This window comes from Chryseobacterium sp. SIMBA_038 (assembly GCF_046535115.1).
Classification (GTDB): domain Bacteria; phylum Bacteroidota; class Bacteroidia; order Flavobacteriales; family Weeksellaceae; genus Chryseobacterium.
This window is the reverse complement of the sequence record NZ_JAWRXH010000237.1, coordinates 1-262: the sequence shown is the minus strand read 5'-3', so window position 1 is coordinate 262 and position 262 is coordinate 1. Positions and strand designations below refer to the sequence as shown.

1 pseudogene is annotated in these 262 nt (G+C 38.9%); it reads left to right on the top strand.

What is annotated here, in order from left to right:
* Nucleotides 1-20: 20 nt before the first annotated feature.
* Nucleotides 21-262 (top strand): annotated as a pseudogene (locus SB689_RS23405) (hypothetical protein); the annotation flags it as partial.

Sequence of the window (262 nt, the reverse complement as noted above, 5' to 3'; positions counted from 1 at the left end):
CTAAGTTTAATGAGATCCCAATGGATGAAAAACTGGTTATTACCCCTCTTTTCCTTTCCAATGGAGTAACAGATAAGAATGGATTGAATGCCTACTTCAAGCAGCTTTATCCCAAGCAGGTTCAAGGGAAGTTCTATTGGGCAGATGACAAAAATCCACTTATTTTACCCAATGAAAGAACCTTTAAACGACAACTTTATCTGCTTATAGACCAGCGTGTAGCATCTGCAGCATCCCATTTGGCTTCACTGATTAAATCGTA